This is a genomic window from Streptomyces azureus (assembly GCF_001270025.1).
Lineage (GTDB): Bacteria > Actinomycetota > Actinomycetes > Streptomycetales > Streptomycetaceae > Streptomyces > Streptomyces azureus.
In genome coordinates this window covers 38026-47231 of sequence record NZ_DF968325.1, presented here as the reverse complement: position 1 = coordinate 47231, position 9206 = coordinate 38026, and the positions used below count along the sequence as shown (strand labels likewise).

The 9206-nt window shown below is 71.9% G+C and carries 9 protein-coding genes and 2 pseudogenes; 4 read left to right on the top strand and 7 right to left on the bottom strand.

Annotated elements, in window-relative coordinates:
- Positions 1–290 precede the first annotated feature (290 nt).
- A complete protein-coding gene (locus AOQ53_RS23925) occupies positions 291–1304 on the top strand; it encodes a glycosyltransferase 87 family protein (protein WP_236711765.1) in 1014 nt (337 codons plus the stop codon).
- A 414-nt stretch (positions 1305–1718) separates the two neighbouring features.
- Here the strand turns inward: AOQ53_RS23925 and AOQ53_RS23920 are convergent, their stop codons facing one another.
- Both AOQ53_RS23920 and AOQ53_RS23915 read right to left on the bottom strand, forming a co-directional pair.
- Entirely contained in the window at positions 1719–3152 is a 1434-nt protein-coding gene (locus tag AOQ53_RS23920; RefSeq protein ID WP_059420305.1) for a DEAD/DEAH box helicase, read from the bottom strand.
- 155 nt (positions 3153–3307) lie between these two features.
- Positions 3308–3511, bottom strand: coding sequence for a cold-shock protein (locus tag AOQ53_RS23915; RefSeq protein WP_010032345.1), 204 nt, complete (start codon positions 3509–3511; stop codon positions 3308–3310).
- 463 nt (positions 3512–3974) lie between these two features.
- Here AOQ53_RS23915 and AOQ53_RS23910 point away from each other — a divergent pair.
- Positions 3975–4193, top strand: a pseudogene (locus AOQ53_RS23910) (response regulator transcription factor); the annotation flags it as partial.
- A 42-nt stretch (positions 4194–4235) separates the two neighbouring features.
- Here the strand turns inward: AOQ53_RS23910 and AOQ53_RS23905 are convergent.
- Positions 4236–4616, bottom strand: coding sequence for a MerR family transcriptional regulator (locus AOQ53_RS23905; protein WP_059420303.1), 381 nt, complete (start codon positions 4614–4616; stop codon positions 4236–4238).
- Positions 4617–4675: 59 nt separating this feature from the next.
- Here AOQ53_RS23905 and AOQ53_RS23900 point away from each other — a divergent pair, with 59 nt between their 5' ends.
- Entirely contained in the window at positions 4676–5473 is a 798-nt protein-coding gene (locus AOQ53_RS23900; RefSeq protein WP_059420301.1) for an SDR family NAD(P)-dependent oxidoreductase, read from the top strand.
- Between the two features lie 436 nt (positions 5474–5909).
- On the opposite strand, the gene AOQ53_RS23895 is transcribed toward AOQ53_RS23900, so the two are convergent.
- The 3 genes and pseudogenes from AOQ53_RS23895 to AOQ53_RS41520 all read right to left on the bottom strand — a co-directional run.
- Entirely contained in the window at positions 5910–6761 is an 852-nt protein-coding gene (locus AOQ53_RS23895; protein WP_059420299.1) for an ABC transporter permease, read from the bottom strand.
- On the bottom strand, positions 6758–7732 hold the full coding sequence (locus AOQ53_RS23890; RefSeq protein ID WP_059420297.1) for an ABC transporter ATP-binding protein: 975 nt from the start codon (positions 7730–7732) through the stop codon (positions 6758–6760). Before AOQ53_RS23890 ends, AOQ53_RS23895 begins: the two co-directional genes overlap by 4 nt.
- A 97-nt stretch (positions 7733–7829) precedes the next feature.
- Positions 7830–7979: pseudogene (locus tag AOQ53_RS41520) on the bottom strand (MerR family transcriptional regulator); the annotation flags it as partial.
- Between the two features lie 107 nt (positions 7980–8086).
- On the opposite strand from AOQ53_RS41520, the gene AOQ53_RS23885 reads away from it, so the two are divergent.
- Positions 8087–8557, top strand: a complete 471-nt coding sequence (locus tag AOQ53_RS23885; RefSeq protein ID WP_059420295.1) for an ABA4-like family protein — start codon at positions 8087–8089, stop codon at positions 8555–8557.
- Here AOQ53_RS23885 and AOQ53_RS23880 read toward each other — a convergent pair.
- On the bottom strand, positions 8542–9201 hold the full coding sequence (locus AOQ53_RS23880) for a response regulator (protein WP_059420293.1): 660 nt from the start codon (positions 9199–9201) through the stop codon (positions 8542–8544). The two genes, AOQ53_RS23885 and AOQ53_RS23880, sit on opposite strands and share 16 nt — an antisense overlap.
- Positions 9202–9206: the final 5 nt, after the last annotated feature.

Sequence of the window (9206 nt, the reverse complement as noted above, 5' to 3'; positions counted from 1 at the left end):
GGGGGGGGGGGGGGGGGGGGGGGGGGGGGGCGGGGGGGGGGGGGGGGGGGGGGGGGGGGGGGGGGGCGCGGCCAGGCGGTGGGGCGCAGGGACGACTGACGCATCCCCACATTGTCGGCCGGAGCGGTCCGGCCCGCGTCACCGTACGGGTTGATCCGGGTGCCGGACGAGAACCACGGGTCGACTCCCAGGATCGGTGCCCGGTGTGACGCTTCGCGTGCGCCCCTTGCGAAGACTTGCCGGAAGGACGGAAGGAAGGCCGGCCGGCCGGTGGTGGACAGGGGAGCGGGATGCAGGGGCGTTCGCGGGGGCTGTTGTCCGGCCCGCTGGTGTCGGGCTCGGCGGCAGCAGCCGTGCGTACCGCCGCACCGGTGCGCTTCACGGGCAACGTCCCCGTTCCCGTCTCCCTTCCGCCGTCGGGGCGGAGCCCCGGCCGCCGCCGGGAGACCCTGTGCTGGGCCGCCTGTGCCGTCTTCGCACTGTTGCTGAGTCTGCGTACGACGATCGCCCCGCACCAGGTGTGGGGCGCCTGCGCCACCGTCGGATACGGTCTCGCCGCGCTCGTCGCCCGCCTCGCCGCGCGGCCCTGGGGCCGGGCGAGCGCGGCGGTGGCCGCCGTCGGGTCCGTCCTGGTGCCGCTGGTGCTCCTGGTCGCCGCCGGGGCACGGCAGTTGGAGGTCACGGTCGTCGAGCGGTCCGGCGGGCTGTTGCTGGACTCCGGCACGCCGTACGTCCCGGACCCGGCCGAACTGCGGGACTACAACCCGTACCTGCCCGGCATGGCGCTCTTCGGGCTGCCCCGGGCCGTCCTGGGTGACGTCCCGCTCGCGGACGCCCGGCTGTGGTTCGCGCTGGTGTCACTCGGGGCCATGGGGCTGGCCGCCGTGCTGGGCAGGGGCTCCCGGCCGCCCCGGCACGGCACCGCACGGCCTCTCCTCTGGCTCGCCGCCACCCCCGCCGTCGCCCTCCCGCTCGCCGTCGGCGGTGTCGACCTGCCGGTCATCGCCCTGATGTGTCTCGCGCTCGCCCTCGCGGGCCGCGGCGGCGGCCCCGCCGCCTCCGGGCTCGCGCTCGGCGCCGCCGCGTCGCTGAAGTGGACGGCCTGGCCGCTGCTGCCCGTCGGGCTCGCCCTGCTTGCCGTGACCGCCGGGCGGCGGGCCGCCGTACGGGCCGGTGCCACAGCCGTCATGTCGGCCGTGCTCACGCTGCTGCTGGCCGATGCGGAACTGGCCCGGGACATGGGCCGCAAGGGGCGCGAGTGGGTGCGCGGGGAATGGGGGTGGGACGGGGCCACGGGCGCCTGACGTCCCTGCTCGGGGTGGGCTGAGGCCGGTCGGGTCCACGGAAGGCACAGGGCCCGCCCCTCCGAAGCCGGTCGCCCTCACGCGCCACAGAGGCACCCGAACGGGCTGCTCAGCCAGCCCGAACTGCCCGGGATCGAAGGCATCGAGACCTTCAAGGGGCACATGTTCCACACCAGCCGCTGGGACTACGACTACACCGGCGGCGACGCGAACGGCGGCCTGACGGGGCTCGCCGACAAGCCGCCCTCTTCACCCACGGACTCCCCGGCGTGGCCCCCCGGTTCGCGGGTCTCACCACCGCCCCGGACGGCTCCCTGCTGCTGTCGTCGAACGGGGAGGGGACGGTGGTGCGGCTGTCTCCGGCGCGGACCGGCACGTGACGCGGACCGCGCGGCCTCCGCTTCCGAGAGCAGGTCAGCGGCGGCGGCCCCGGGCGGGCCTGCCGCGCCGTGCGCGCGGGGTGGAACCCGTGCGCGCGGGGCCGCTCTCGGAGGGCGGCGGTGTGAGGACGACGGGCACGCCCGACGGCGCCTGAGCACCGGTGATGCGGCTCAGTTCGGCCTCGCCCGAGCGGACCCGGGTGATGCGCGGGGAGATGCCGGCGTCGGCCATCAGACGGGCCGTCTCGCGGCGCTGGTGGGGCAGGACCAGCGTGACGACGGTGCCCGACTCGCCGGCCCGGGCGGTACGGCCGCCGCGGTGCAGGTAGTCCTTGTGGTCGGCGGGCGGATCCACGTTGACGACCAGGTCGAGGTTGTCGACGTGGATGCCGCGGGCGGCGACGTTGGTGGCCACCAGGACCGTGACCTCGCCGTCCTTGAACCGGGCCAGGGTCCGGGTGCGCTGGGACTGGGACTTGCCGCCGTGCAGGGCCGAGGCGCGCACTCCGACGGCCAGGAGCTTCTTGGCCAGCCGGTCGGCGGCGTGCTTGGTGTCCAGGAACATGATCACGCGGCCGTCGCGGGCGGCGATCTCCGTCGTGGTGGCGTGCTTGTCGGCGTCGTCCACGTGCAGCAGGTGATGCTCCATCGTCGTGACCGCGCCGGCCGACGGATCGACGGAGTGGACCACGGGGTCGTGGAGGTAGGTGCGGACCAGGCGGTCGACGTTGCGGTCCAGCGTGGCCGAGAACAGCAGTCGCTGGCCCCCGGGCTGCACCTGGTCCAGCAGGGCGGTCACCTGCGGCATGAAGCCCATGTCCGTCATCTGGTCGGCCTCGTCCAGGACGGTGACGCTGACCCGGTCCAGCCGGCAGTCGCCGCGGTCTATGAGGTCCTTGAGCCGGCCGGGCGTCGCGACGACGACCTCGGCGCCGCCGCGCAGCGCGCTCGCCTGGCGGCCGATCGACATGCCGCCGACCACCGTGGTGAGCCGCAGGCGCAACGCCTGCGCGTAGGGGGTGAGCGCGTCGGTGACCTGCTGGGCCAGTTCCCGGGTGGGGACGAGGACGAGGGCCACCGGCTGCCGGGGCTCGGCCCGCTGCCCGTCGATGCGGGCCAGTACGGCGAGGCCGAAGGCGAGCGTCTTGCCCGAGCCCGTGCGCCCGCGGCCCAGCACGTCCCGGCCGGCCAGGGAGTTCGGCAGTGTCGCCGCCTGGATCGGGAACGGCACGGTCATGCCTTCGGCGCGCAGCGCGGCCAGCAGCCGCTCGGGCAGGCCGAGACCGGCGAAGTCCTCGACGGCGGGCAGCGCCGGGGTGATGGTGGCCGGCGGTGCGAACTCCCCGCCGGGCGCGGTGCGGCGCCCGTGGCCGCCGCGGCCCGCGCCGGCGTTACGGGCCGACGTGCCTCGGCCCCCCGCCTTACGGGAGTGGGGCGAGCCGTTGTTCTTGCGAGCGGTGCGATCCAAGGGGATCCTTCCTCGATGCGGCACGTATCGGGGAATTCCCGGCGGCTGTGAACGGGCCGCACCAGGATTCGCAGACTGAGCCGGGTGTTGGATGAAAACAAGGCTGGGGCCCGCACCTCACGGTGCGGGCCCCGGTCACGTCGGACGCGTCAGCGTCAGGCGGGCACGATGTTCTCGGCCTGCGGGCCCTTCTGGCCCTGCGTGACGTCGAAGGTAACCTTCTGGCCTTCCTGAAGCTCGCGGAAGCCGGAGGTGGCGATGTTCGAGTAGTGGGCGAACACGTCGGGACCGCCGCCCTCCTGCTCGATGAAGCCGAAGCCCTTTTCCGCGTTGAACCACTTCACAGTGCCAGATGCCATGCTGAATCTCCCTTAGGGGGACAAACCCGAGAGCCGCACTTTACGGACTCGGAGTCGCTGAAATGATCACCCTCGGAGAGATCCGAAAATCCTCGGAAACTAAAAAGAGTGCTCGTCGACAAAAGGTCGATAGAGCACTCGAAGTCTCTGGGAACCAAAACTGCAACAACAACGACGGTAGCACAGGACTCGGCGGATGGCTCGGGAATCTCGTACCCGAAGTGGACGGGGGCCCGCTCGTACTGCGTTCTCAAGCCCGGCCCCGGAACGGGTCGACGGCGCTCGCGACCTGTGTGCCGTCGCCGAGACCGGTCACGGCCTTCTCGATGGCCTGCTTGTTCTCGGCGGCGGTGACCTTCTCGCCGCCGGGCGCGGGCGAGCCCGGCCAGCGCGATGACGACGGTGAGCCCGGCGAACACGACAGCGGACCCTGCCGTGCCGGCGGCGAGCCGCGCTCACCGGACGCCTCGCCGACCTCACGGTCCGCGAAAGCGAGGTGATGGCCCTGGCCGCGGAAGGTGGGTCCAACACCGAGATCGCCGAGGACCTCACGCTCAGCCCGCTGACCGTACGCACCCACATCCACCGCGCCATGACCAAACTGAACGCCCGCGACCGTGCGCAACTGGTCGTCATCGCCCACCAGACGGGCCTGGTACGGGCGGTGCCGCCGACGGCGTGAGGGCAATGGCCACGACGTGAGGGCGTTGCGGGGCTCGCGTCCCTATCCGTCGCAGCCAGCCTGGACGGTGACCGGTTCGCCGGCGTGGATGATCGAGCCGAGCATGGCGTGGGCAACTTGGAGCTGTTCGATGGAGCGGCCCAGGCGCTCGCGTTCGTCCTTGAGGTCCTGGGCCATTTCCTCGCAGGTCGGCGCCAGGATGGCTCCCTCATCGGCCATGCAGGGCAGCACCTCCCGGATCAGGTCGGTATTCAGCCCGGCCGCGAGCAGGATCCGGACCCGGCGCACGGTGGCCACATCGGACTCGTCGAACTCGCGGTAGCCGCTGGCTCGCCGCTGCGGTCGCAGCAGCCCTTGCTGCTCGTAGTACCGCAGGCTCCTGGTGCTGACGCCGGTCCGCCTCGACAGCTCGCCGATGAACATATGACTCCCGGCACAGAGGTTTGACTCTGACATCAATGTCAAGGTTTAGCTTAGCCGCCATGACAACGACTCACAGCACCCAGGAATCTCCCACCATCGATCCGAAGGCCCTGGCGGGTAAGAAGGCCGTGGTCACCGGCGGCACCATCGGCATGGGCCGGGCCATCGTCCGGGCCTTAACCGACCGCGGCGCCGAGGTCATCTACACCGGGCGCGATGACCAGCGACTCGCCGAGGCCCAGGCGGCACTCGACACCCCGCTGGCCCACCCGGTGCGCTCCGACGCCACTGACGCCACTGCCATCGCCGCCCTCGGCGATCAGGTCGCCGACCGCCTCGGCCGCGTCGACTATCTGTTCGTCAACCAGGGCATCGCCGAGTTCCAGACGCTCGAAGAGGTCACCGAGGAATCGTGGGACCGCATCTTCGACGTCAACGCCAAGGGCGCCTTCTTCACCGTGCAGCGGCTGGCGCCGCTGATGTCCGAAGGCGGCTCGATCGTGTTCACCACCGTCTCCAACGACCAGATCTTCCCCGGTCTCAGCGCCTACTCCGGGGCGAAGGAGGCCGTCGCCGCCTTCGCCAAGGTGCTCGCCGCCGAGCTGCTCCCCCGCAAGATCCGCGTCAACGCGATCGCCCCCGGCTTCATCCTCACCCCCACCATGGGCGTCGCCGAACTGAGCGACGAGCAGCGCGCCGAGTTCGTCGAACAGGGAAACGCCTCCACACCGATGGGCCGAGGAGGCACCGTGGAGGAGGTCGCCGCCGCCGCGCTGTACCTGGCCGTCGACGCCACCTTCACCACCGGCGTGGAACTCCCCGTGGACGGCGGGTTCGGCCAGGGCCTCGGCGCATGACCGACCCCACCCGGTAGGCGGCCCCGGATCGACTCCGCCGCGCCGAAGCGAAACGTATGCAGACCACAACCTGTCCTCCTGCGACCCGCTCAGCCGGTCGCAGGAGGACATGAATGCTGCGCGGCGACGGCGTCGGCCACCGCCATACCCCTTAAGGCCCGGGGGTCGAGTGGAGACCGGCCGTCTCAGGAAAGGCAGCGTCCCGGTGATCCATGACCACGGTCATGGCGGCGTAGGCGTAACCCTGTCGTGGCGTTGCGCTCTGGAGGTGCGCAGCTGCTTGCTGTCTCATCGTCCGCCACGTCATAGACCCTCGCCGCGCTGAGGGACTACGGGTCTCGCTTGGCCTGGGCTGGGAAGCTTGCCGCATGGGCTCCGTCCCTGAGCACGTGGCGAACCCCCTGGGGGACGCTTTCGGTCCGACCCCGGCGCATCACTAACCGACCCGCTGCATCGCCTTCTGGCGCCGCTCCGCCATCGCGGCCCCGGACTCGCGGCGGGCCATCCTGCGCAGGACGGACGGCGCGAGGAGCAGCCCGGCGACCGCCCAGGCACTCAGCACGCCCGCTGTCTCCAGGTGCTGCCAGGAGGCGCCGATCTCGGCGGCGACCGCTTCGGACGGCAGCAACGCGGCCCGAAGACCGAGGCCGAGCCAGTACACGGGGAAGATCTGCGCGACGGTCCGCAGCCAGTCGGGCAGCTCCGACAGGGGGAAGTAGATGCCGGAGATCGCGACGAGTCCCATCACCGGGAGCATCAGCAACCCGACGGTGCGCGGACTGCTGACCAGTGAGCCGATGACGGCGCCGATCGGCAGGGTCGCCAGGAGACCCAGCGGCACCACCCACACCAGCGGCAGCAACGCTCCGCCGCCCTGTCGGGCCACCCCGTCGACCAGGAACACGCCGACGGCGAAGGGGAGGGCCATGGAGACGAGCGCCGTCCCCGACACCATGATGATTTTGCCGACCAGGTGGCCGACCATGCCGTGCGGCACGGCCTTGGCCCGCAGCAGGGTGCCGTCCTCGCGTTCGGTCGCGAGCAGTTGCGCCGTGGTCATCATCCCGGTGAACGCGAGCGTCATGCCGAGCATGCTCGGCAGCATGAACGCGCCGGTCGAGATGCCGGCGCCCTTGAGGGGATCGTCCTTGAGCAGGAACAGCGGCACGAGGAGCAGGACCGTCCAGAGTACGTAACCGAACACGTCCTGGCCGGTGGTGAAGGTCTGCCGGAGTTCCGTCCAGCCGCGCCGCACTCCTACTCCCGCCGCGTACCACACCGGACTCATCGCGCTTCCTCCCCGAAGGCGTGTGCCGCCGCCCGCTCTTCGGGGACGCTCCCCGCCTCCAGCTCCCGAACCATCGTCAGGTAGGTGTCCTCCAGGCTCGCCCGGCGCACCTCCAGCCCGCCGATGGCGTCGCCGTGCTCCTCGAACAGCCGGCGGACGAACCGGGTGGGCTCGGGCGTCGACTCCTCGAAGGGCCGCCCGTCCCGCGTCCAGCGCACGGTGGCCTCGGCCGATGCCTGCCGGGACAGCTCCTCGGCCGGGCCGTCGGCCACGATCCGGCCACCGGCCAGGATGAGGATCCGGTCGGCGAGCTTCTCCGCCTCGGCGAGGTCGTGCGTGGTCAGCAGAACGGTGGTGTTCTCGCCCGCGAGCCCGCGGACCAGGCCGTGGAACTCGTTCCTGGCCTCCGGGTCCAGACCCGCCGTCGGCTCGTCCAGGAACAGCAGCTCGGGTCGGCCGACGATGCCGACGGCCACGTCGAAACGCCTGCGCTGCCCGCCGGACAGGGTTCCGACCCGCTTGTCCGCCTGCTCGGTCAGGCCCACGGCGGCGATGAGCTCGTCGGCGTCCCACGGCCGCCGTACGAGGTCGGTGGAGTACGGCGCGTAGTACGAGCCGAGATGGGCCAGCAGTTCCCGCACCCGCCACTTGCCGTGGTCGCGCCAGGACTGCAACACGATGCCCAGGCGCGCACGCCACCGCTCGTCCCCGCGGGCCGGATCGGTGCCGAGGACGCTCACGTCACCGGCCGAGCGCATCCGGAAGCCTTCCAGGACTTCGATCGTGGTCGTCTTGCCCGCGCCGTTCGGTCCGAGCAGCACGACGACTTCGCCTCGCCGGGCCGTGAACCCGACCCCCTTCAGGACGTCCTGGGTGCGGTAGCGCATCCGCAGGTCCCGTACGTCGACAACCCTGTCGCTCTCCGGCGGTGGGCTGCTCCCGGCCTCGGTTAAGGCGTGAGCGCTTGTCATCGGTGTTCCCCCCGGTCCGTCTGGCAGCAGCCGTTCGGGCCGCCTCGGGCGAACACATTACCGAAGGGTCAGCACCGCTCGGGGCTCCGCGTCCCGGCTAGTTCTGCTCGCCTCCCGGCGTCCCCTCCGCCCCGTACAGCCGGGCCGACGCGTCGACATGGGCCAGGCGGCGCAGTGCGCTGAACACCGCCTCGCCCAGGACCGTGCCGATGACCACGCCCTCCACCATGTCCTCGACGGCGACCTGCTCGCCGTCACTCTCGGGACGTACGGGGCTTTGCGGGCGGGCCGGACCTCGCCTCCACAGGGGGCGACGGCTGTGACAGGTGTTCCCGCCTCGAAGGACCTCGTGTCATGACCGGATTCCTCTTCGAGCTCTCCTTCCTCCTGGCCGCGCCCGTCTGGCTGCTCATGATCTTCGCGCCGGCGTGGGGGCCGACCGCTCGCATCGCCGGGTCACCGTTGACCGTGCTGCCGGTGCTCTTCGTGCATCTCGCGCTCGCGGTACCGGTGTTCCCCGAGCTGTGGACCGCGGTCAGCAGCCCGGACCTCGGCAGCTTCCGCGAGCTGACGGCCCTCCCGGACGGTGCCGGTGCCGTCTGGGCGCAGGTCATCGCCTGGGACCTGCTGATCGGGCAGTGGATGTACCGGGAGGGCCGGCGGCTGGAGATCTCCGCCCTGCTGATGGGACCGCTGCTGGTTCTCACGGTCCTGCTGTCACCGTTCGGGCTGCTGGTGTTCCTGGGGCTGCGCGCGGTGAAGGCACGGCGGGCGGGGCCGAGGCCCTCGGCCGGCGGGCCGGTGCTGAGTCAGGCGCGCAGGTAGGCCAGTACCGCCAGGACGCGGCGGTGGTCGTCGGGGGCAGACGGGGGCAGGTCCAGTTTCTGGAGGATGCTCGCGATGTGCTTGGCGACGGCCGCGTCCGTGACGACCAGGCGGCGGGCGATCGCCGCGTTGGAACGGCCCTCCGCCATGAGGGCGAGGACCTCGCGTTCGCGGGGCGTGAGCCGGTCCAGGGGGTCGCGGCGGCGGGCGAGGAGCTGGCGTACGACTTCGGGGTCGACGACCGTCGCCCCGGCGGCGACGCGGGCGACGGCGTCGGCGAACTCCTCGACGTCGCCGATGCGTTCCTTCAGGAGGTAGCCCGTTCCGACGTTGGTGCGGCGGTCGTCCAGGAGCTCGTCGGCGAAGGTCTGCTCGACGTACTGGCTGAGCACGAGGACCGCAAGCCCGGGCTGTTCGGCCTGGAGCCGGCGGGCCGTGCGCAGGCCCTCGTCCGTCTGGCCCGGTGGCATGCGGACGTCGGTGATCACCAGGTCGGGACGGTGTTCCCGGGCGGCGGCGAGCAGGTCCGGGCCGTCGCCCACGGCGGCGAGCACCCGGTGGCCGAAGCGCTCCAGCAGATGGACGAGGCCTTCGCGCAGGAGGACGGCGTCTTCCGCGAGCACTATGCGGAGGGACTGCCGCATCAGGT